Origin of the sequence: Citrobacter sp. Igbk 14 (assembly GCF_028069825.1) — a bacterium.
GTDB lineage: Bacteria > Pseudomonadota > Gammaproteobacteria > Enterobacterales > Enterobacteriaceae > Citrobacter.
Genome location: NZ_JANEWM010000020.1, coordinates 1 through 22,516 on the forward strand (window position 1 = coordinate 1; position 22,516 = coordinate 22,516).

Sequence of the window (22,516 nt, forward strand, 5' to 3'; positions counted from 1 at the left end):
ATTAATAAGAGGTTCTGACCCGCGATAAATGAGGAATATCTCAGAAATCTATCCTGTTCTGCCCGCTTTGTGTAATCCTTTTTTTTGAGCTGTAACTATTCATAACTCCTGCTTCTTTATTCTTCTGTTATCGGTAGAATGACCCCTGCCAAATGGTGAGTTCTTATTTTTCCTCGTGAATAATACCCTTTCACGTCTCAAAGCCACTATTTTTCAGACGGAGAGTTAATAATGCAGGTAATAATGTTTGACAGGCAGTCAATATTTATTCATGGAATGAATGTAAGTTTGCAGCAACGAATTCCAGGAGTGAATGTTCAGGGTGTCAGTCAGGCAGATGACCTTTGGCAAAAACTGGAAAACACCCCAGATGCGCTGCTCATGCTGGATGGCGATCTCGACGGTGTGTTTTGCTGCGGCTTGTTGCAACAGATTGCACACTCTTTTTCAACGGTGAAGGTGCTGATCTCTGCCACTGATTGCAGTAAGAAATGGCTGCAGGATGCGATGCAATTAAACGTGCTGGCCATTGTGCCACGTGACTCTGATGCTGAAACCTTTACTCTGGCGCTTAACAGCGTTGCGATGGGCATGATGTTTCTTCCCAGGGATCACTTAGCGACAAACGATAGCAGCAGGCAAAATATAAAAACATTAAGCGCCCGCCAGCGAGAGATCCTGACCATGCTGGCGGCTGGTGAGTCAAATAAACAAATTGGTCGGCTGTTAAATATCAGTACCGGAACGGTAAAAGCCCACCTTGAGTCACTTTATCAGCGCCTGGAAGTTAAAAACCGTACTCAGGCGGCAATGATGTTAAATGAATTTCTATAATTGATATTTATTTCACGGCCAGACGCTATCTGGCTGTGAAATATTAACTGACCACATTTCTGCGTGACAAAAGCGCGTTATCCCAACACTTAGCATCCACGCAATAAAGGCCTCTTGTTGAAACGGGTCGTTAAGCTGAGGTTTATTTGTGCGTATTAATGCTTTGCAGATATCCAGATCCGCGAGCAGCAGAGCCTCTGCCTGCGCCATTGAAATGGGGGTAACAAAGGTTTCATCGGGTGTAATTTCATGCCCGTAGCCAATGACCCATACACCATTTTTATCCTGATACTTTTCCAGCGACAGGCCCTGCCATTGCTTGATAAATGCAATACCGGCGGGGGTAAAATGAGCGGCGCAATGCGGCATAATGATTTCTCTTAAAAGAAAAACAGTATAAAGATAATTATCAGCAGACGTAGTTGCCATATGGCCATTTTTGGCCATAAACGCCTTACGACTTAAGGGGTGGCATTCACGTTTTTACCGGCTGAACATCCTGTCATCTCAGGCACTTTTCCCGATATGCTATTGCGTATCACCAGACATAGCCAGTCACTCTCCGTCATTGTGAGGCGGTCGCGCTGTTTTCAACACAGACACGGGTTTATCTCCAGAATAAATTTCAATGATTTTGCCGTTGTCACTGCAAAACACATTTATTTGTTATATGAATGTGTTCTAGTGTGCTGCGGCGCTATTCTGCGCAGTACCACGTTTATAAAAAGATAACGAAATACATCGTGAGGCCGCACCTTTCTGGGCTCTTTTAGGGAAGATAATGACCAATAGCGCGTTACAGGCGACATGTGCGCCATTTGAACACTGTTTGGGGATCATCCGTCAGGCGTCGGTGGAAATTTTGCTGCTGTTAGGCGTACATGTGGCAGAGGGCAAAGATCCGCGTTGGTTTCTGGAGCAACTCGATCAGGCCAGACTGAATCTGGGCGGTTGGGGGGCTGTCGCCAGACGTTTGCAGATGAATGATGCGCAACTCAGTCAGTTCACGTTGCGCTTACGCCATCTTCAACAGAGTGTGCCTCAGTATGAAAGTGGCCAGGATGTCAGTGAAAACCAGCTGATTTCCGCGCTGCGTTTTGTAGCGGCACTGGAGCAATTACGCCAGCAACAACCGCTCCTGAACTATCAAACCGATATCGAAATCGGGGGGCCAGATGCGCAGATGCGGGCGCAGCGTCAGCTTCGCGCAATAGAGTTAACGCTCAAAGCCCTCGTCGCTCGGGTATGGCCAGATCAGCATCCGCTAAACAGTTTCCTGAAGCAGCACTTTGGCGCTGAACGCTTGCGTCGCTGGTTAAAGCTGGGCGAAGGGCGTGATGCGCTGGACGGCATGTTGTTTAGCGAACTGGCGTTGATGGTGGTCGATAAGAAGCTATTTGTTCGTCACTTTACGCAGATTTTTAATGATACGTCAGTGTTGATGCTGTTTGTTGAACCGCGCTTAACGCTGCGGATGTTTCTGGATGATTGCCGACTGGCGCGAAACGCTGTCATTGCTCAGCAACCGCTGACGTCAGTACAGCTGATGCTGTTAAATTACCAGTATCAACAAATTACGCATTCTGTGCAGCGGGCGTTTGAAGAGCGCCGAACGCGTATCAATCCCGCATCATATCTGGACTCTGATGAGTCGACGGTGCGTCAATTCTGGGAAACGGCAAGGCAAAAAGACGAGCAGGCTGGAGGCGATAAAATGGAAATTGCCGACAGTATCGATCCTCCTGAAAAGCGAGCGCAGCGCACGGCCGAAGAGCGCGAACAGCTGATTTCCGGCATGCTGTGGGCGGCTGTCGGTGTCATGGTACTGGCTATCTCTCTGGGCGCTTTCTGGCTATTCAATGCATCTGCACCGCAAGCATCTTCAGGGCAAACTGTTGAGATAGTACAGGAGGAGCCGCGGCGTGATGCGCCTTCCGCGCGAGAATCGGTGACCCGAATGGGCATTACATGGGATACCTTTAATATGCGGGCGGCTATCGATCGCAACGATACCCGCGTCACGTCGCTGTTCCTGCAAGGCGGTATGGACTGGAAGCTGGCGTGGACGGAGCAGGCATTTTCCGCGGGGAATACCGCCGTTCTGAAGCTTCTGCTGCGATATCCCTCACAGATGGATGAGGCCAGGCCCTGCCAGCAGTTTATGAATACGCTCAGCCATGCCATGTCGAATGGCGCATCACTAACGTCACTGCATAAAAGCTACCTACACAGTTTCTGCTCTACACCGGAGGTCGTTGCTCGTCAGCAGTATGATGTGGAACAGGCCCAACTGCGTGTGCGTGCAGATCCCAATGCAGAGAACAAGAAATGGCAGAAAATCCACACCGCGCTGTACGATGCCATTAACTAACGGCCTGATGCATTTCGTGGCATCAGGCCGTCAGACATTTACGGTTCACCGTACAAACCGATTAATCGGCGCACCACGCCATTCGTCCAGCCAAATCCGTCCTGCAGCGGATATTCCCCACCGCCGCCTTCGCGCGGCGTGCCGTCAGCGATATGGTACTTTTCAATTAGCTTGTGGTGTTCCTGATAAAAAATATTAACCGTCTTCAGCCAGTTACGGGCAATCTCATCGCCGAGATGGTCATCGCCATACAGTTTAAACCCCTGAATCGCCATCCACTGCAACGGTGCCCAGCCGTTGGGTTTATCCCACTGTTCACCGGTTTCATACTCGGTTGCTAAAATGCCGCCTGGCGTGAGTAAGCGACTGCGTACCGTGTTGGCGAGTCGGTCAGCTTGTTCATGGGTCGCCATGCCGACATACAGCGGAACGATGCTGGCAGCAGAGAAGAGGGCCATCTGCTCACGTCGCCAGTCGTAATCGCGATAGCAGCCATTTTCATCGTCCCACAAATAGCGGTTCACGGCGGCACGGCGGTCGCTGGCTTTCTGGCGAAACAGTGCTTCGGTATCTCGCTCTCCCTTTAATGCAGAAATGTTCGCAATCGTACTTTCCAGTTTGTAGAGGAATGCGTTCAGGTCAATCGGGATGAACTGAGTGGTGCGGATGCTGGCGAGGCGACCGGCATCGCGCAACCAACGTGATGAATAATCCCAGCCGGAGGCCGCACCCGCACGTAGATCCCGATAAACCTCATTTGGTGGTCGACCTGAATGCTTAGCCGTTTCTACATCTTCAAGCCAGGACTCATCGCGCGGGGTATCACGATCGTCCCAATAGCGGTTGAGCAGAGAACCGTCCGGCATTCTGATAACATGACGGTACGCCTGATTAAGTACCAGCGAGTCGGCACCATCCATCCAAAACGCGTACTCCATTTTGAGATGATCAAGATAGCGACGAGCGCCGCGTACGCCATCTTCTTCGAACAGTTCGACCATTAGCGCAAAGACCGGTGGCTGGGAGCGGCTCAGGTAGTAGGTGCGGTTGCCGTTCGGGATGTGACCATAGTTTTCGATCATCCAGGCAAAGTTATCTGCCATACATTTCAGTAAGTCTTCCCGGCCACTCTCTGCAAGACCCAGCATGGTGAAGTAGGAATCCCAATAGTAGGTTTCGCTAAAGCGTCCGCCTGGCACGATGTATGACTGCGGTAGCGCCAGCAGCGAAGACCAGGGAATATGATCCTGCGGCTCGCGAGTCAGCACTGGCCACAGTTGATCAATATGCTCTTTCAGCGAGCTTTCAGGGTCGGAAACATATTCGCTGGTGGGGGGGGCCGGCAGCCAAAAGTGGTTCTCGACAAAGCGTTGTAGGTCAAAGTCCCGGTGTCGTTTGACTTTACGATAGCGAATCAAAATATCCAGTGGGTCCATTCTGGGGGCGCAGTCGGGAAAGGTTTTGCTATCAGCAAACAGTTTTGAGGACTGGACGTGCTCGAACAGTTCGAGGTAACGATCGGCGGGGGTTAACGCGTCCGAGGCGGGAAGTCCCTCAATCATTTCCGGTTCAGGCTCCGCCTCAATCATTTCATCCAGCTTTAACTCGCACGGATCCATTTCATAAAGTAGATCGACGTCGATCGTCAGTTCTTCTGAAGGGGCGTGGGGTAGTTTCTGGTTGAGCATAATGAGAAAGACCTCCGGTAACGGTTGAAATGCTAAGGCTATTGCCTGGTCGTCTGTTAAGCGTAGACATTCGCTTCGGTGCCGGGTGAGTAAAGCGTGCGGTCGATCACGTTTTTATGCTTATCAATAATAAAGAAATAAAACTATCCCAATGATAACAATGGGAAAATTATAATTCTTCGCAATCTAAAACTATTTCATTTTCAGAACATTCGATTGCAACGAGGTGTGAATAGAACCAGGTAACGGCTCATTCTTATAATAGGCGCAGGCTATTCTATCGATAGTTCCCGCCCATGTAATTGATTGATACTTATCAAAAAAGTAATCCCTCCATTTCCTATGATGGTCAGGTCTGACAAAGACTGTGCATTAATTATTCTAATTTTCTGGGTCACAATAACTCACAACAGTGAGGGTAAAATAATGAAAATCATTACCCGTCTTACCGCGATTGCTATAGCAGGCATCGTGATTTGTTATTTTGGATTATCCGGTTATGTGTGGTATCACGATAATCAACGTAGTAAACAAGCTGATGTTCAGGCTTCTACGCTGGAAGAAAATAATAAAGTATTAGGGTTTTTACGCGAAAAAGGATGCGATTATTGTCATACCCCTTCAGCGGAATTACCTTTCTATTCTTCTTTTCCTGTCGCTAAACAGTTGATGAATTACGATATTCAACTGGGATATAAATCCTTCAATCTTGAAGCCGTGCGTGCGGCACTGGTCGCGGATAAACCCGTTTCGCAAAGCGATCTGAATAAAATTGAATGGGTGATGCAGTACGATACTATGCCGCCAACGCGTTATACCGCGCTGCACTGGGCCGGTAAGGTTAGTGATGCTGAGCGCAAAGAGATTCTTGGCTGGATCGCAAAACAACGCGAGCAGTACTACGCCAGCAGTGATACGGCAGCTCAACATCGCAACGAACCGGTGCAACCGATACCGGAAAGTATCCCGACAGATGCCCGTAAAGTGGCGCTCGGTTTCTCGCTCTATCATGATCCACGGATTTCCGGCGATAGCACGATTTCTTGTGCGCACTGCCATGCCCTGAATGCGGGCGGCGTGGATGGCAGAAAAACGTCAATCGGCGTGGGGGGCGCCGTTGGACCGATCAATGCGCCGACGGTCTTTAACTCGGTGTTTAACGTGGAGCAATTCTGGGATGGACGTGCGCCGACGCTGCAGGCGCAGGCCGGTGGCCCACCGTTAAATCCGATTGAAATGGCCTCGAAATCCTGGGATGAAATTATCCAGAAACTGGATAAAGATCCGCTTCTGAAGCAACAATTTATCGCGGTTTATCCGCAGGGATTCAGTGGTGACAATATTACTGACGCGATTGCTGAGTTTGAGAAAACGCTCATTACGCCAAATTCGCCATTTGATAAGTGGTTACGTGGCGATGAAACGGCGTTAACTGCCCAGCAAAAACAGGGCTATCAGTTGTTTAAAGATAATAAGTGCGCGACCTGTCATGGCGGTATTATTTTAGGTGGACGCTCATTCGAGCCTCTGGGGCTGAAAAAGGACTTTAATTTTGGCGAAGTCACCGCGGCAGATATTGGCCGGATGAACGTCACGAATGAATTACGTGACAAGCTGCGTCAGAAAGTACCGGGTCTGCGTAATGTTGCGCTAACTGCACCTTATTTCCATCGTGGCGATGTACCGACGCTTGATGGCGCAGTGAAACTGATGCTGCGTTATCAGGTGGGTAAAGAACTGCCACAGGAAGATATCGACGATATCGTGGCGTTCCTTGAAAGCCTCAACGGGGTATATACGCCGTATATGCAGGGTAAATAATTCCTGGCGTTATCCAGCCTGACACGTTATGCAGGCTGGATAATTTTCCTCAATGAACGGGTATAACATGCCCGCTCGGTTGCAACAGCACGTCGATATCAGGCGATAAGTTAAGCTATTTCTTGCTCTTCTTCCTGCACGTAGCCTTCCTGTGCTTGTGCAAATATTTCGTTGGAGGAAACGAGAGCATGGTATCCCTGACCTTCAGGTTGAATAACAATCTTCAACGATTGAGAAAGGGGAACGCCGTTGTCTTTTTTGTTCTGGCCGATGATTGCGCCGGGCGCAAAAGGCGCGACGGCAGCAGCGAAAGCCTGAACCATTTTCTCGCGACTAGCGTAATGTGATTTCTTGATGCTGAGGGCGTTACTGATGATAGCGCAGTCAATCATCGTTCCGGTCAACCAGTCGCATGATGAAGAGTAACCTGCACACCAACGCAAACCACTTCCCTGAGTGTGCTCTTTCAACAGTTGAGTTTTGGTTCCTGCAAAACACGATCCCAGCATCAACCCGCTGATGTTATTGTCTGCGGCTTTTTCTCTGACTGCTTGAAGAATATCTTTGAGCAGAATGCCACTGATGTGTGATTCGCTACCATGTGCTGCCACGTAAACAATCGTATTGCGAAAAACCTGCATACAAAGGCATTCAAGGGCAATTTCGAAGCTCTTTTTATTGTAGAAATTCAGAAAATAGACCTCAGTATCGCCCTGAAGTCTGGCGATCCCTTGAATAAAGGGAACGACCGAAGAACGATTTGAATCATGATCATCCAGTTTCCAGGGGGATTCAATGACCAGGATACAATTGCTGCTTTTACTTTTTGGCATGAAATATACACCTAAGTGAAATTATTCTTTTTTATTTGTGTAATAACTGTGTTTTTGAACTTTTATCTCGCCAGGCAACTCTGCAAATAATTGGACAAAAACGGTCTTGTTTCCAGGTAGTTAAACAGGTCATTTAAAGGTCCCTCTTATTTGTTATCCGTCCGGATAACGTCACAATTATTGGAATCTTTATGAACCTTAACGCTAAGCGTCAGGGGGCTACCCCTTTGTATTTGCAAAATACTCGTGAGAAGAATACTTTGCAACATCAAGGAGATAAACCCACGAAATTTGCTGTGTATGGCTTGCAAGAACACCAGCAATTTATAGACCAGCATATTCAGAGTCAGCCCGTAAAAGCGATTTTCTTTCGCAGTAATTTAATTAACAGTAGTTTCAAAAATATTCTTTTCGCAAATTTAACACTTAATCGTTGTTATCTCGAAAATCTTATTTTCGAAGATTGTGTCATGCGAAATGTTTGGTTTTCATACTGCGTGATCACACAGCCTGTGGTTTTACGACGTTGCAATGTGGCGGGAATGCGTCTGCTGAATGTGCATCGGAGGATGTTTGTTTTTGAAGAGTGTACCGGTGTCGGGGAATTACTCATTTCCTGACACCGGCCATTCGGGCGGTTAACGCATAGTGACGAATTCTTCAGCCGCAGTTGGGTGGATCGCTACGGTGTTGTCGAAATCTTTCTTAGTCGCGCCCATTTTCAGTGCTACCGCGAAGCCTTGCAGCATTTCGTCCATGCCAAAGCCGATACCGTGAATACCGACAATCTTCTCTTCTGGTCCAACGCAGACCAGCTTCATGCGGCACGGTTGGCGGTGAGAGGTAACGGCGGTATACATCGCGGTAAACGATGATTTATACACTTTTACCTGATCATCACCGTGCTGTTCGCGCGCCTGCTGCTCGGTTAACCCTACAGTACCAATTGGCGGATGGCTGAAGACCACGGTTGGAATGTTGCTGTAGTCCAGATGCTCGTCCGGCTTGTTATTAAACAGACGTTCGGACAGACGACGGCCTGCGGCAACCGCAACCGGCGTCAGTTCAACGGCACCGGTATTATCGCCGACCGCATAAATACCAGGAACGCTGGTATTCTGGTATTTATCAACAACGATGTACCCTTTTTCGTTGGTTTTCACACCTGTTGCCGCCAGGTTGAAGTTGTCGGTTGCCGGTTCACGACCAATCGCCCAGATCAGGCAATCTACCGTTTCGCTACGACCATCTTCCAGTTGCAGAGTCAGGCTGCCGTCTGCATTTTTAACCACGGCTTTTGGAATAGCGTGGGTATGCAGAGTTGGACCTTCAGTGTTCATCACTTCAACCAGTGTCTCGACAATCATCGGATCAAAGCTACGCAGCGGTGCGTGTTTACGCACAAAGAGATGTGTTTGCGCGCCCAGACCGTTGATGACACCCGCCAGTTCAACGGCAATGTAGCCTGCGCCAACGACTGCCACGCGTTTCGGCAGTGCCGGCAGTTCAAAGAAACCATCGGAGTCGATACCGTATTCCACACCCGGAATGTCTGGATGGCTTGGGCGGCCGCCGGTGGCAATTAAAATATGATCGGCAGTGATCGTTTCACCGTTCACTTCAATGGTTTTAGCATCAACGAAGCGGGCAAAGCCTTTAATAACATCGACATTATTTTTACCCAACACATTATCGTAAGAGGTATGAATGCGATCGATATAGGCGGTACGGCTGGCGATCAGTTTATCCCAATCGAACTTATTAATAGTGGTGTCGAAACCATAATCCGGGCCATACATATGAATAGCTTCGCGGATCTGCGCGGCATGCCACATCACTTTCTTCGGTACGCAGCCAACGTTGACGCAAGTGCCGCCTAACGCTTTGGCTTCAATCAGTGCGCATTTCTGGCCGTACATTGCCGCACGGTTAATGGAGGCAATACCGCCGCTGCCGCCGCCGATAGCGATGTAATCATAGTGCTTGGTCATGACCGCTCCTTCATGTTCATTGTAGGGCGGAGAAGCGTTATGCCATCCGCCAAAATATTCGCGATTGTATACCTGAAATTAAAAGGTTCCACCGATGGCTGCGATTACTCCGGCACGATCCAGCTGACGGAAGTGTGCCCGGTTCCTGCCGGAACCAGTTTGCTGTGTAGCCACGGCAGGACGTTGTTCATCTGCTGTTCCAGCTTCCACGGCGGGTTAATCACAATCATGCCGGAAGCCGTCATACCGCGCTGATCGCTGTCCGGGCGAACCGCCAGCTCAATTTGCAGGATGCGACGAATGCCGGTGTCTTCCAGATCATGAATCATACGTTTGATTTGCTGACGCAGGACTACCGGATACCACAGTGCATAGGTACCGGTTGCGAAACGTTTGTAACCTTCGCTGATGCCGGCAACGACGGCCTGATAGTCGGACTTAATTTCGTATGGGGGATCGATAAGGATCAATCCGCGGCGAGAAACCGGCGGTAATTTTGCTTTTAACTGCTGATAGCCGTCGGCTTTAGCGACGCGCGCACGTTCGTCTTTCTGGAACTCGGAACGCAGTAGCGGAAAATCGCTCGGATGCAGTTCTGTCAATTGCAGGCTGTCCTGCTCACGCAATAACTGGCGGGCAATCAGCGGAGAACCCGGGTAGTAGCGCAGCTGACCACTCCGGTTGAAATGTTGCACGACCGAAATATAGGGTTCCAGTTCAGCAGGTAAATCGTCCTGCTGCCAGATACGGGCGATGCCTTCCAGATATTCACCGGTGCGTTCGGCATGCTCACTGCTCAGCTGATAACGGCCAGCCCCGGCATGGGTGTCCAGATAGAGAAACGGTTTTTCTTTCTCTTTGAGCGATTCAATGATCAGGCTCTGAACGGTGTGTTTAAGGACGTCGGCGTGGTTGCCTGCGTGATAACTGTGGCGATAACTGAGCATGGGTAATGAAATTCCGCTGAAATGACGATTTGCCACAGTTTACAGCAGATCGGCACAGATTACCCGTAGGCCCGGTAAGCGCAGCGCCACCGGGCGTCTTTCCATCACGGTTAGCATTGAAATCCTCTACACTTAACCCCATTCTACAAATAATATGCACAGCGCCGGATACGCGCTTCATTCACTCTTTTCAACAGGACCGCGCTAATGACCAATCCATTGCTGACTCCCTTCGAACTGCCGCCGTTTTCTAAAATTCAGCCTGAGCACGTCGTGCCCGCTGTGACTAAGGCGCTAAACGATTGCCGCGAAAACGTTGAACGCGTGGTTGCGCAGGGCGCGCCGTATACCTGGGAAAATCTTTGCCAGCCATTGGCGGAAGTGGACGATGTCCTGGGGCGTATTTTCTCTCCGGTCAGTCACCTGAATTCGGTGAAAAACAGCCCGGAGCTGCGCGAAGCCTACGAACAAACGCTGCCGCTGCTGTCTGAATACAGTACCTGGGTTGGGCAACATGAGGGGCTGTACAAAGCCTACCGCGATCTGCGCGATGGCGATCATTACGCCACCCTGAATACCGCACAGAAAAAAGCGGTCGATAACGCACTGCGTGATTTTGAGCTGTCTGGCATTGGTTTGCCGAAAGAAAAACAGCAGCGCTATGGCGAAATCGCGACCCGTCTGTCTGAACTGGGTAACCTGTACAGCAACAACGTGCTGGATGCGACTATGGGCTGGACCAAACTCGTCACCGACGAAACTGCGCTTGCCGGGATGCCGGAAAGTGCGCTGGCCGCCGCTAAAGCTCAGGCCGAAGCCAAAGAGCAGGAAGGTTATCTGCTGACGCTGGACATCCCGAGTTACCTGCCAGTAATGACCTACTGCGATAACCAGGCTCTGCGTGAAGAGATGTACCGCGCTTATTCCACCCGTGCATCTGACCAGGGGCCAAACGCGGGCAAATGGGATAACAGCCCGATAATGGAAGAGATCCTCGCGCTGCGCCACGAACTGGCTCAACTGCTGGGCTTTGAAAGCTACGCCTTTAAATCTCTCGCCACGAAAATGGCGGAAAACCCGCAGCAGGTGCTCGAGTTCCTGACGGATCTGGCCAAACGTGCGCGTCCGCAGGGTGAGAAAGAGCTGGCCCAACTGCGCGCCTTCGCGAAAGCGGAATTTGGCGTTGATGAGCTGCAGCCGTGGGACATCGCGTACTACAGCGAGAAGCAAAAACAGCACCTTTACAGCATCAGCGACGAGCAGTTGCGTCCTTACTTCCCGGAAAACAAAGCCGTTAACGGCCTGTTTGAAGTGGTTAAGCGCATTTACGGGATTACCGCGAAAGAGCGTACTGACGTAGACGTCTGGCATCCGGAGGTTCGCTTCTTTGAACTGTACGATGAAAACAACGAGCTGCGCGGCAGTTTCTATCTGGATCTGTACGCGCGTGAACACAAACGCGGTGGGGCGTGGATGGACGACTGTGTCGGCCAGATGCGTAAAACCGACGGTACGTTGCAAAAACCGGTCGCTTATCTGACCTGTAACTTCAACCGTCCGGTGAACGGTAAACCGGCGCTGTTCACCCACGATGAAGTGATCACCCTGTTCCACGAGTTTGGCCACGGCCTGCACCACATGCTGACCCGCATCGAAACGGCCGGCGTTTCGGGTATCAACGGTGTGCCATGGGATGCCGTTGAACTGCCGAGCCAATTTATGGAGAACTGGTGCTGGGAGCCACAAGCGCTGGCGTTTATCTCCGGTCACTATGAAACCGGTGAACCGCTGCCGAAAGAATTACTGGATAAAATGCTGGCGGCGAAAAACTACCAGGCGGCGCTGTTTATTCTGCGTCAGCTGGAATTCGGCCTGTTTGATTTCCGTCTGCACGCTGAGTTTAACCCGCAGCAGGGGGCCAAAATCCTTGAAACACTGGCAGAGATTAAAAAGCAGGTTGCTGTGGTGCCAGGGCCGACATGGGGTCGTTTCCCACACGCTTTCAGCCATATTTTTGCCGGCGGCTACGCAGCGGGTTATTACAGCTATCTGTGGGCTGATGTCCTGGCGGCTGACGCGTTCTCTCGCTTTGAAGAAGAGGGGATTTTCAACCGCGAAACCGGACAGTCGTTCCTGGATAGCATCCTGACTCGTGGGGGTTCTGAGGAGCCAATGACGCTGTTCAAACGCTTCCGTGGCCGCGAGCCGCAACTGGATGCGATGCTGGCGCATTACGGCATCAAGGGCTGATTGTTCGCGTGAAAATTTGTTTACTGGATGAAACGGGCGCCGGAGACGGCGCCTTATCTGTCCTGGCCGCCCGCTGGGGGCTGGAGCATGATACAGACAACCTGATGGCGCTGGTGATGACGCCGGAACATCTGGAACTGCGCAAGCGAGACGAACCTAAACTCGGCGGCATCTTCGTTGATTTTGTCGGCGGGGCGATGGCGCACCGACGTAAATTCGGCGGCGGTCGCGGCGAAGCGGTGGCGAAGGCTGTCGGCATTAAAGGCGATTATTTGCCGGACGTGGTCGATGCGACCGCCGGACTGGGACGCGATGCGTTTGTGTTGGCCTCCGTTGGCTGCCATGTACGGATGCTGGAACGTAATCCGGTGGTGGCGGCGCTGCTCGACGATGGCCTGGCCCGTGGTTATGCCGACCCGGAAATCGGGCCGTGGTTGCAGGAGCGATTACAACTGATCCATGCGTCCAGTCTGACGGCGTTGACCGATATCACGCCGCGCCCGCAGGTGGTGTATCTCGACCCGATGTTCCCACATAAGCAGAAAAGTGCGCTGGTGAAAAAAGAGATGCGCGTGTTTCAGTCGCTGGTGGGGCCAGACTTAGATGCCGATGGGTTGTTGATGCCAGCACGTCAGCTGGCGACTAAACGTGTTGTGGTGAAGCGCCCGGATTACGCGCCGCCGCTCGCGGATGTGGCGACACCCAATGCGGTAGTCACCAAAGGGCATCGCTTTGATATTTACGCCGGGACGGCGTAACGTGTTGGCCGCATCCTGTTTGATGCGCTGAATCGCCTGATGGCGCTACGCTTATCAGGCCTACGGCTGAGTGTGGTTTGAAAGCCGGATAAGGTGTTACCGCAGTGGTGTCGATAATCGCCTGATAGTTTGTAGGCCGGATAAGGCGTTACCGCAGTGGTGTCGATAATCGCCTGGTAGTTTGTAGGCCGGATAAGGCGTTACCGCAGTGGTGTCGATAATTGCCTGGTAGTTTGTAGGCCGGATAAGGCGTTAGCCGCATCCGGCGATTCGACTACACGAATGGAGCCAGCGGATCGGCAATCTCAAACGCCACGGTCTTGTCAGCCTTCGGTGGATATATCAACTCACTGACAATTGAGACCTTCAGTTTTTTCGCCTCTGCACGCGTCAGTTTCACTTGCTGATCCCACCCTTCGGTATACACCGCGCCCCATGCACCAAGATCCAGACAGGTAACGTAGTTTTCCTGACGGTACGGCAGTGGCGCAACGTTTAGCAAGCTGGCTGCCGCGTTATTTCCGGCAAATTTGCCCAGTAAAATAGCGTGCTGACAGGTCATTAGCGCGTGATTGCCTTTGTCATCGGTGGCGGCGTAAGCCACATCGCCGGTGGCATAGATATCATCATGGCCGATGACCTGAAGGTTAGCGTCCACATGCAGGCGGCCCTGGCGATCGCGCGGTGCGTCAATTTGCGCCGTTAACCCGTTTGCCTGGACGCCAACCGTCCAGATAACGGTCTGTGAGGCGATGGTCTGCCCATCTTTCAGCGTGACGCCGGAGGCATCCACGCACTCCACTTCCGCATTGACCCGCCATTCGACGCCCAGTTCAGCGGAGGCTTCGATAATGACGTCACGTAATTCCGGGCTCCAGCGCCCGCCTGGTTGAGCGCCGCGTTCAACTACGACAACTCTGGTCTTAGCATCAGCACCCAATATTTCGCGCAAACGCCCCGGCAATTCCAGCGCCATCTCAATCCCGGTAAAGCCGCCGCCACAGACTACCACGGTATTGCGCGCGTCACTTTCCGGTTTCTGTGCCAGATCTTTCAGGTGTTGTTCCAGTACAGCTGCACTTTCCAACTGATCGAGGTCGAAGGCGTGTTCGGCAGCACCGGTAACCCTGGTGCGGTCGACATGGCTACCGCTGGCGAGAACCAAACGGTCGTAATGGCGCAAGTGGGTTTCACCGTTGACGTCTTTCCAGCTGACTTCTTTAGAGGCCGGGAGGATCTGCTCAACGTGACCTTGCAGGAAGTTAACGCCGGTAGCGTCGAATAAGGGTTGCAGCGGGGCGACCAGCGTGTGGACCGCGCTTTCATAAAAACGCGGGCGTACACGCAGCTCTGGCTGTGGCGCAATCACCGTAATATCAATGGTCTGCTGGTTTTTCTCCGCCAGACGTGCGGCGCTCAATGCTGCCCACATACCGGCAAAACCGGCACCCACGATCAGAATTTGTTTCTGCATTAGTTTTATCTCACTGGTGACTACGATTTATTTACTCGGATTTTATTGGTCGTAGTTATGAATTGCAATGCGATCCTGATCCTTTTTTCATTATTGTGCCGGGATGTTTTGTTATCTATTTGATAAATATCTATTTATATTTTTATTCTCATGCGAGGTTACTCTGTTCTCTGGAATGCATTAGATGAAAAAGCTACAATAAACTCAGATTCATTTTGGCTGAGATAAAAAATGGCATTTTACAGTTCCGGGGTTGAGTACGGCATCCATAGCCTGATGTGTATGGTCGACAGCAAAGGCGACGCGCGGGATATGAGCGTGCGAGAAATTGCCGAACTACAAAGCGTGCCGTATGACTATCTGGCAAAAATCTTCACTCGTCTGTCGAAAGCAGGTCTGGTGCGCAGTATCGAGGGTAAGGGCGGCGGGTTCCAGTTGGCCAAACCCGCGGAGGACATCACTGTGCTGGATGTGGTCAATGCCATAGATGGCGATAAGCGTATTTTTGAATGTCGTGAAATTCGTCAGCGTTTAGCCGTTTTTGAGGAGCATCCGCCACAGTGGGCTTGTGAAGGCATTTGCGGCGTGCGTTCGGTAATGGACATGGCGCAACAGCGCATGGAAGAAGCACTTGGCCAGCATACCATTCTGGATTTGGCTCGTAAGATGTACCGCAAAGCGCCGGACACCTTCGTAGTGGAAGTACAGGAGTGGATTGCCGCGCGCAAAGGGTAATGCATTGAAAATGCCCAATAGCGAAAAGCGATCGGGCATGTTGAATGTAGGCCGGATAAGGCGTAAGCCGCATCCGGCACTGAAGATTATTGCTCGGTACTCGGCGTATTAATCATCCGGTTCAGCCATGGCACCATAATCGCCATCACAACCGTTACCGCCAGGGTCACCAGGCCTATCTTACTGAACACGTTGGTGTAGATAGGCAGGGTCTGGAGTGGATCGGTAATGTTTTCCGGTACCGCGGTGAACGTTGCGACGTAACCCCCCATCAGGAAGGCTGCTGCCTGCGTCAGGAACCACATCCCCAGAATAAAGCCCATCAGGTGCTGTGGCACCAGCGCGGCGACCATTGCCAGTCCCAGGGCGCTAATCAGCAGTTCACCCAGACTCTGGAACAGATACACCAGCACGATAAACCACGGAGACGTCAAACCCTGAGCATCGGCAAACCACATTCCGGCTGCGGCGGCAGTCAGGAAGCCTAGTGAGCACAGGAACATGCCAAGCGTAAACTTCATCGGCATGGTCAGATCTTTGCCTTTGTTACCCAGACGGGTATAAATCGCGGCCAGGACCGGGCTTGCCAGTACTACCCAGAAGGGGTTCAGCGCCTGGAAGCTCACCGGGTTGATGGTAATACCGAGAATTTCATGGTGCACGTTATTGATGGCAAAGAAGTTAAGTGACGTAGGCATCTGTGCGTACAGCACATAAAACACTACCGCTTCCAGCATCAGGATAAAGGCCACGAACATCTTATTGCGCCCGGTTTTATCCAGTTTGAAGGCCTGACGAAAGAAGATGATCGTCACGGCAATCGACAGGACGATCAGCACCAGGTTGGCAACTTTAACGTTGTGCATCAGCCAGGCGCAGATAAATACCATCACTATCGTACCGGCCAGCACGTAGAATAGATTACGGAAATTCAGCGGCTTATGATCGGGTTCAGAACCGATATTCTTTACCATTCCACGGCAGGCAAAGTAGACCAGTAGTGCAACGATAAGCCCGGCACCGCACAGGTTATAGGTAACGGCGTAGCCAAACTTATCGGCAATCACCGGTGCCAGCGACAATGACAACAGCGAACCGATGTTGATCGACATATAAAACAGGGTAAAAGCACCGTCCAGACGTGCGTCTTTCGGGGGATAGCATTTTGACAGCAGGCTTGCCGGGTTGGCTTTAAACAGCCCGTTACCCACGGCAATGGTACCCAGTGCGACAAAAATCAGGTCGGGCTTGAGCAGTGACATCCCGGTCATGAAGTAACCAAGTGCCAGCACGATAGCGCCAAGCACCAGCGTGCGTTTGGTCCCTAAAAGATGGTCGCCGACATAGCCGCCGATGGAGATCAGGCCGTATACCAATGCAGCAAACGCGCCAAAGGTGACAAATGCCTGTTCCTGAGAAAATCCGAGTTGCTTAACAAAAAATACCGCCAGGATGCCCTGAACGCCGTAATAGCCAAATCGTTCCCATAATTCCACAAAGAAGATCATGAAGAACGGACGAGGTTGCTGCAGCAAGCCCGTAGGTGCAGTTTTATTCATATTCCATCGCCTTTCAAAGCCATCCCGAAAAGTATGAACGCGTATGCTTAAACGCGCCGAAAAAGTCTTGTTTTGTTATAGACTGCGGCGATTAGCCGTAAGGGTAGATTATTATAGAGATAGTTTTCGATCCAATTAGTTGATCACACTAATTATGATTTATTTGTTGGATTGATGTACTAATTGTGTCCGAATGATAAAAACAAAAACGCCCGCATAGGCGGGCGTTTACAGGCTTTAATGCTTGCAGTGGGCCGGGTTATTCCCCGGCAGCAAGTATTTTATGCTTCTTCTTCGTCACGCAGCGGAACAATCAACATGTCGACGTGAACGGTGTTGATCAGTTGACGCGCGGAGGACATCAGTTTGCTCCAGAAATCCTGGTGGTGGCCACAAACGACGAGATCCATGTCGTATTTTTTGATGGCATCGACCAGGACCTGGCCCAGGTCACCGCTACCGCTCAGGGTTTCGGTGATTGGGTAGCCTGCATTGGTGGACAGCTCGGTTAACGCGTGGTGGGTTTCTTCAGAAATGCGTTTCTGCATGTCGCCCAGATTCACGTCGATTAGCCCGGTGTACAGGTCGGAATAGTTTACGTCAACGTGGATAAGGGAGACTTTCGCATTGTAAGGCCGCGCCATAGAGACCGCTTTTTCAACCAGAACTTTGCTTTCTGGAGAAAGATCAACCGCGATAAGAATGTGTTTATAAGCCATAGTGTTACTCCTTCCATAAGTTGTCGATGACTAGCCTGCTGGCGTTCATTTGCCGCCGCGTCATCCGCGTCCTGCGAACTTTGTGCGCGGGGCTAGCCCAGTCGTAAAAACGTACCTTTTAAGGACTATCCTTACATTATAGCGACCGGGATAATCCGTCAATCCGCCTTGCTTGCCAAGTAGTTAAACAAATTTTTTAGTTAATTGCATTGATAGTGATTAACCTTCTGGCAAAAAAATTAACTAATCTCCTACACTATTTAGAGAGGCGTTCGGATGCGTGACACTAACACGAGCGGTTTCGGTTGTACTCTTCACTGAATGGTTTGGCAGGGTATCGGGGAGCGGTAGTCCCGGAAAGGAGTTCCGTGGGCGGGTCGCCGGGGAGGAGATATGATAAGCACCATTGCGTTATTCTGGGCTTTATGTGTCGTTTGCATTGTTAATATGGCGCGTTATTTTTCTTCGCTACGCGCACTGTTAGTGGTACTTCGTGGTTGCGATCCATTACTTTACCAGTATGTCGATGGGGGCGGCTTTTTTACCTCGCATGGGCAACCTAACAAGCAGATGCGTCTGGTGTGGTATATCTACGCTCAGCGTTACCGTGATCATCATGACGATGAGTTTATTCGCCGCTGTGAGCGGGTTCGCGGTCAGTTCATCCTTACCAGCGCGTTATGTGGGCTGGTGTTAATCAGTATGGTCGCGCTGATTATCTGGCACTGATTTCTACGACAGATATAAAAAAAGCGGGTCAGTTTCCTGACCCGCTTTTTTACTGTGCATGCGCTTAGATTAGCTTCAGGGAGAGCCAGTACAGCACCCCGGAAAGGATAATCGCTGCTGGCAGGGTGAAGACCCAGGCCATCAGAATGCTGGTTACCGTTTTACGCTGCAAACCGCCACCGTCAACAACCATCGTCCCTGCAACAGAAGAGGAGAGAACGTGTGTGGTGGAAACAGGCATACCGGTGTAACTGGCGAGACCGATAGAGACTGCGGCAGTCATCTGTGCCGACATCCCCTGAGCATAGGTCATGCCTTTCTTACCGATTTTCTCACCGATAGTGGTCGCCACGCGACGCCAGCCAATCATCGTACCGCAGCCCAGAGCCAGGGCAACAGCCATGATAATCCAGACGGGGGCGTACTCGATGGTGCTCAGCATGTCGGTTTTCAGTTTCTTCAGCAGACGCTGATCGTCGCTGCTTACGCCAGGCAGTTTCACGACTTTATCGGTCGTATCAGAAATGCACAGCATAATGCGACGCAGCTGGCTACGCTGCTCAACGCTTAACTTGTCGTAGGTTTCCAGGTTCGCCAGCATACCTTTCGCACGCTCAAGCGCGTTGATGGTATTTGCCGGGTGACAATGGAACTCTGCCGGTGTCGTTGTCGCCGTTTCCGTCGGAGACGGAATCAACTGATCAACACCGGTCGCCTGTTTGAGCAGATCAGGACGCTGCTGGAAGTAGGTTTCGACGTTATTGATAGCATCACGGGTACGCGTAATTTCGTAACCAGAAGCATTCATATTCACCACGAAGCCTGCAGGCGCTACGCCAATCAGTACCAGCATTACCAGACCAATACCTTTCTGCCCATCGTTAGCGCCATGAGAGAACGCCACACCAATAGCGGAGAGGATCAGCGCGATACGCGTCCAGAACGGCGGCTTTTTCTTACCGTCTTTCTTTTCACGCTCTGCTGGAGTCAGGTGAATACGCGCCCGCTTCTTGGTGCCGTTCCAGTAACGACGCAGCAAGAAGATCAGACCGCCAGCGAACACCAGACCGACAATAGGGGAAATGATCAGTGAACCGAAAATATTGAGCACTTTCGGGATGTTAAGTGCATCCACCACTGAAGTCCCGTTCATCAATGCATTGGTTAAACCAATACCGATGATCGCGCCAATCAGCGTGTGGGAGCTGGATGCAGGCAGACCAAAGTACCAGGTACCGAGGTTCCAGATAATTGCCGCCAGCAGCATGGAGAACACCATGGCGAGGCCATGTGAAGAACCCATGTTGAGCAGCAGATCCGTTGGTAGCATATGCACGATGGCATAAGCTACGCTGAGACCACCCAGCAAAACACCAAAGAAGTTGAACAACGCAGCCATGACCACCGCCAATTGCGAACGCATTGCACGGGTATAGATCACGGTTGCGACAGCATTGGCTGTATCGTGGAAGCCGTTAATTGCTTCGTAGAACAGCACAAAAGCCAGAGCAAGCAATAATAAAAGCCCGGTATGTAAATCCAGGCCAGCAAACAAATGTAGCATAGGACGTTACGCCATTTTGAGGACATGAACGCGGCGCATTATCAGTGACTTTGGCGGCGCGGGCAAAGTGAAATATAGAGTTTTTTTGATTTGTCTCCTGCTTTGTTTTACACCACTAAAGAATTATCCTATAGAATTCAGATAAATACCTATTATTGATAGTTTGGTGCTGGTGCGACCACTGAGGAATCTTTACAATTCACGCCCGCTTTTTAGAGAGGATCGCAACGTGGAAAGGTTTGATACCGTTATTATAGGCGCTGGCGCAGCGGGTATGTTCTGTGCCGCGCAGGCAGGGCAAGCAGGCAGTCAAGTACTGCTGATTGATAATGGTAAAAAGCCTGGACGTAAGATCCTCATGTCCGGCGGAGGGCGCTGCAACTTTACCAATCTTTATGTGGAACCTGCCGCATATTTGAGTCAAAACCCGCATTTTTGCAAATCGGCGCTGGCTCGCTATACGCAGTGGGACTTTATCGATCTGGTGGGGAAACACGGCATTGCCTGGCACGAAAAAACGCTCGGTCAGCTGTTCTGCGATGATTCGGCCCAACAAATCGTTGATATGCTGGTTGCCGAGTGCGAAAAAGGTAACGTTACGATGCGGTTACGTAGCGAAGTCCTGAGCGTCGCACGAGATGATGACGGCTTCATTCTGGAACTGAACGGGATGACGGTCGGGGCGAAGAAATTGGTTATTGCCTCCGGTGGACTTTCCATGCCGGGTTTGGGGGCAACGCCGTTTGGTTATAAAATTGCCGAACAGTTTGGACTGAAGGTGTTGCCGACGCGCGCAGGCCTGGTGCCCTTTACGTTGCATAAGCCACTGCTGGAGCAGCTTCAGGTGCTCTCTGGTGTGTCTGTTCCCTCCGTTATCACCGCTGAAGATGGCACCGTATTTCGTGAAAACCTGCTCTTTACGCACCGTGGGCTTTCAGGTCCGGCCGTTTTGCAAATTTCCAGTTTTTGGCAGCCCGGCGAATTTGTCAGCATTAATTTGTTGCCGGATGTTGACCTTGCGAGCTTTCTCGACGAACAACGAAGCGCACATCCAAATCAGAGCTTAAAGAACACGTTAGCGATGCAGTTGCCGAAACGTCTGGTGGAGTGCCTGCAGCAATTAGGGCAAATCCCGGATGTGACGCTGAAACAACTTAACGTACGCGATCAGCAAACGCTGGTGGAGACGCTAACTGAATGGCGGGTGCAGCCGAACGGTACCGAAGGGTATCGCACAGCGGAGGTCACGCTGGGTGGTGTAGATACCAACGAACTGTCTTCGCGCACGATGGAAGCCCGCAAAGTGCCAGGGCTGTACTTTATTGGTGAAGTGATGGATGTCACCGGCTGGTTGGGTGGGTATAACTTCCAGTGGGCGTGGTCGAGCGCCTGGGCATGCGCACAGGATTTGGGGTCTGCATAAGTGAAAGATTCTGTCTGCACACAATAAGAAAAAATATCATAGTGATGTGTGATACATGAACTGACTCTGACGTGCGTTTCTTAACTCCAGGAATGATATGATAAATCAGTTAAAAATCGCACAGATAAGAGAACGGGAGACACATGGTTATTCCTGAGGTAAAACAGGAGCGGCTCTATCAAAAGATAGCCAATCTCATCATTAAGCTCATCAATGATAGTATTTTTCCGCCGGGAAGCTTCTTACCACCCGAACGTGAGCTGGCGAAGCAACTTGGTGTAAGTCGCGCATCGCTCAGAGAAGCGCTGATTGTGCTGGAGATTTCCGGGTGGATCACCATCCAGTCAGGTAATGGTGTGATTGTTGCGGATAAAAAGCATTCCACCAGTGATTATTCGATTGAAGAAATTCTCTATTCACGTGAGTTGGTCGACAGCCATTGCGCGCGTCTTGCTGCTCAGGCCGGGAAAGATGATCTCATTAGCCAGCTTGAAGCACTGCATCTCAGCATGGAAAAGGCCATTAGCGAAAACAATGTGCATGGTTTTTATTCCCTCGATAAGCAATTCCATCTGACAGTATCAGAAGCCAGCCAGAACCGCGTACTGCTTGATATGTCGCGAATGCTGTGGGAACAGCGCGTTAATATCCCGTATGCCGGACTGGACAAACGTTCCGGCAATCGGGATGTATTAACCAGCATGAATACACAGCATAAAGCGATTGTGGATGCGATCCGCCAGGCTGATGCTGACGGTGCTTACCAAAAATCGTTGGAACATCTGGCCTATGTCAGACAGATCGTGGGTCTTTAATAACA

The 22,516-nt window shown here is 50.9% G+C and carries 19 protein-coding genes; 10 read left to right on the forward strand and 9 right to left on the reverse strand.

Annotation, left to right across the window (positions count from 1 at the left end; translation table 11 throughout):
- Positions 1–231: 231 nt before the first annotated feature.
- The gene (locus tag NNN64_RS09955) at positions 232–834 is read left to right on the forward strand and encodes a helix-turn-helix transcriptional regulator (protein ID WP_271441274.1); all 603 of its coding nucleotides are present in this window, start codon (positions 232–234) and stop codon (positions 832–834) included.
- 12 nt (positions 835–846) lie between these two features.
- Here the strand turns inward: NNN64_RS09955 and NNN64_RS09960 are convergent, their stop codons facing one another.
- Positions 847–1,203, reverse strand: a complete 357-nt coding sequence (locus NNN64_RS09960) for a glycoside hydrolase family protein (protein ID WP_271441319.1) — start codon at positions 1,201–1,203, stop codon at positions 847–849.
- A 412-nt stretch (positions 1,204–1,615) separates the two neighbouring features.
- Here NNN64_RS09960 and NNN64_RS09965 point away from each other — a divergent pair, with 412 nt between their 5' ends.
- A complete protein-coding gene (locus tag NNN64_RS09965) occupies positions 1,616–3,205 on the forward strand; it encodes an STY4199 family HEPN domain-containing protein (RefSeq protein ID WP_271441275.1) in 1,590 nt (529 codons plus the stop codon).
- Between the two features lie 38 nt (positions 3,206–3,243).
- Here NNN64_RS09965 and NNN64_RS09970 read toward each other — a convergent pair whose 3' ends face one another.
- Positions 3,244–4,893: an alpha,alpha-trehalase gene (locus NNN64_RS09970; protein WP_271441276.1), complete on the reverse strand. Its 1,650-nt coding sequence runs from the start codon at positions 4,891–4,893 to the stop codon at positions 3,244–3,246.
- 426 nt (positions 4,894–5,319) lie between these two features.
- Here NNN64_RS09970 and NNN64_RS09975 point away from each other — a divergent pair, with 426 nt between their 5' ends.
- Positions 5,320–6,714, forward strand: a complete 1,395-nt coding sequence (locus NNN64_RS09975; protein ID WP_271441277.1) for a cytochrome-c peroxidase — start codon at positions 5,320–5,322, stop codon at positions 6,712–6,714.
- Positions 6,715–6,824: 110 nt separating this feature from the next.
- On the opposite strand, the gene NNN64_RS09980 is transcribed toward NNN64_RS09975, so the two are convergent.
- A complete protein-coding gene (locus NNN64_RS09980; RefSeq protein ID WP_271441278.1) occupies positions 6,825–7,547 on the reverse strand; it encodes a hypothetical protein in 723 nt (240 codons plus the stop codon).
- Positions 7,548–7,738: 191 nt separating this feature from the next.
- On the opposite strand from NNN64_RS09980, the gene NNN64_RS09985 reads away from it, so the two are divergent.
- On the forward strand, positions 7,739–8,167 hold the full coding sequence (locus NNN64_RS09985) for a hypothetical protein (protein ID WP_271441279.1): 429 nt from the start codon (positions 7,739–7,741) through the stop codon (positions 8,165–8,167).
- 18 nt (positions 8,168–8,185) lie between these two features.
- On the opposite strand, the gene gorA is transcribed toward NNN64_RS09985, so the two are convergent.
- Together gorA and NNN64_RS09995 are read right to left on the reverse strand one after the other, a co-directional pair.
- On the reverse strand, positions 8,186–9,538 hold the full coding sequence (gene gorA / locus NNN64_RS09990; RefSeq protein WP_271441280.1) for a glutathione-disulfide reductase: 1,353 nt from the start codon (positions 9,536–9,538) through the stop codon (positions 8,186–8,188).
- A gap of 104 nt (positions 9,539–9,642) precedes the next feature.
- Entirely contained in the window at positions 9,643–10,485 is an 843-nt protein-coding gene (locus tag NNN64_RS09995) for a 23S rRNA (adenine(2030)-N(6))-methyltransferase RlmJ (RefSeq protein WP_271441281.1), read from the reverse strand.
- A gap of 207 nt (positions 10,486–10,692) precedes the next feature.
- On the opposite strand from NNN64_RS09995, the gene prlC reads away from it, so the two are divergent.
- A complete protein-coding gene (prlC, locus tag NNN64_RS10000; RefSeq protein ID WP_271441282.1) occupies positions 10,693–12,735 on the forward strand; it encodes an oligopeptidase A in 2,043 nt (680 codons plus the stop codon).
- 8 nt (positions 12,736–12,743) lie between these two features.
- Positions 12,744–13,493 carry a 16S rRNA (guanine(1516)-N(2))-methyltransferase RsmJ gene (rsmJ, locus tag NNN64_RS10005; RefSeq protein ID WP_271441283.1) on the forward strand — a complete coding sequence of 250 codons (750 nt, stop codon included), beginning with the start codon at positions 12,744–12,746 and terminating at the stop codon, positions 13,491–13,493.
- A 274-nt stretch (positions 13,494–13,767) separates the two neighbouring features.
- Here rsmJ and NNN64_RS10010 read toward each other — a convergent pair whose 3' ends face one another.
- On the reverse strand, positions 13,768–14,967 hold the full coding sequence (locus tag NNN64_RS10010; RefSeq protein ID WP_271441284.1) for an NAD(P)/FAD-dependent oxidoreductase: 1,200 nt from the start codon (positions 14,965–14,967) through the stop codon (positions 13,768–13,770).
- 231 nt (positions 14,968–15,198) lie between these two features.
- Here NNN64_RS10010 and NNN64_RS10015 point away from each other — a divergent pair, with 231 nt between their 5' ends.
- Positions 15,199–15,702 (forward strand): RrF2 family transcriptional regulator, encoded by a 504-nt coding sequence (locus NNN64_RS10015; RefSeq protein WP_202037490.1) that lies wholly within the window; start codon positions 15,199–15,201, stop codon positions 15,700–15,702.
- Positions 15,703–15,788: 86 nt separating this feature from the next.
- On the opposite strand, the gene dtpB is transcribed toward NNN64_RS10015, so the two are convergent.
- Together dtpB and uspA are read right to left on the reverse strand one after the other, a co-directional pair.
- On the reverse strand, positions 15,789–17,261 hold the full coding sequence (dtpB, locus tag NNN64_RS10020) for a dipeptide/tripeptide permease DtpB (protein WP_271441285.1): 1,473 nt from the start codon (positions 17,259–17,261) through the stop codon (positions 15,789–15,791).
- A gap of 281 nt (positions 17,262–17,542) precedes the next feature.
- Positions 17,543–17,980, reverse strand: a complete 438-nt coding sequence (gene uspA, locus NNN64_RS10025; protein ID WP_137382013.1) for a universal stress protein UspA — start codon at positions 17,978–17,980, stop codon at positions 17,543–17,545.
- Between the two features lie 393 nt (positions 17,981–18,373).
- Between uspA and uspB the strand changes: the two genes are divergently transcribed.
- A complete protein-coding gene (gene uspB, locus NNN64_RS10030) occupies positions 18,374–18,709 on the forward strand; it encodes a universal stress protein UspB (RefSeq protein ID WP_003023371.1) in 336 nt (111 codons plus the stop codon).
- Positions 18,710–18,773: 64 nt separating this feature from the next.
- Here uspB and pitA read toward each other — a convergent pair whose 3' ends face one another.
- Positions 18,774–20,273, reverse strand: a complete 1,500-nt coding sequence (pitA, locus tag NNN64_RS10035; protein WP_137382012.1) for an inorganic phosphate transporter PitA — start codon at positions 20,271–20,273, stop codon at positions 18,774–18,776.
- Between the two features lie 229 nt (positions 20,274–20,502).
- On the opposite strand from pitA, the gene NNN64_RS10040 reads away from it, so the two are divergent.
- The gene (locus NNN64_RS10040; RefSeq protein ID WP_271441286.1) at positions 20,503–21,696 is read left to right on the forward strand and encodes an NAD(P)/FAD-dependent oxidoreductase; all 1,194 of its coding nucleotides are present in this window, start codon (positions 20,503–20,505) and stop codon (positions 21,694–21,696) included.
- A gap of 143 nt (positions 21,697–21,839) precedes the next feature.
- A complete protein-coding gene (locus NNN64_RS10045) occupies positions 21,840–22,511 on the forward strand; it encodes a FadR/GntR family transcriptional regulator (protein ID WP_271441287.1) in 672 nt (223 codons plus the stop codon).
- The last annotated feature ends 5 nt before the right edge of the window (positions 22,512–22,516 follow it).